Genomic DNA, 444 nt, shown 5'->3' on the forward strand with positions numbered 1-444 from the left:
AAGGATATTGCAGCCAAAGAAGGGCTGTCTCAGGCGAAGGTCAAGCGTGCTCTCCAGGCAGCGAGTGCTCCGGAAGAATTAGTCGCCCTTTTCCCTGTGCAGTCGGAATTAACCTTTTCGGACTACAAAACGCTTTGTGCTGTTGGCGACGAAATGGGGAACAAGAATTTAGAGTTTGATCAGCTTATTCAAAACATATCCCCGGAAATAAACGACATCTTATCTATTGAAGAAATGGCCGAAGATGAAGTTAAAAATAAAATCCTGCGCTTGATAACAAAGGAAGCCTCACTACTCACGGATAAAGGTTCTAAAGATAAGTCCGTAGTTACTGAATTATGGAAATTTGAGGACAAGGATCGCTTTGCAAGGAAGCGCGTGAAAGGCCGTGCATTTTCTTATGAGTTTAATCGACTCTCAAAAGAGTTACAGGAAGAACTCGAC

General features: G+C 43.2%; 1 protein-coding gene. It reads left to right on the forward strand.

All coding sequences use genetic code 11. The features are described from left to right. Positions 1 to 444 (forward strand): ParB family protein (locus JMF97_RS30865; RefSeq protein WP_273543980.1); only part of this gene is annotated, 444 nt, incomplete at both ends.

Origin of the sequence: Micromonospora fiedleri, from assembly GCF_016774385.1 — a bacterium.
Taxonomy (GTDB): Bacteria; Actinomycetota; Actinomycetes; order Mycobacteriales; family Micromonosporaceae; genus Micromonospora; species Micromonospora gifhornensis.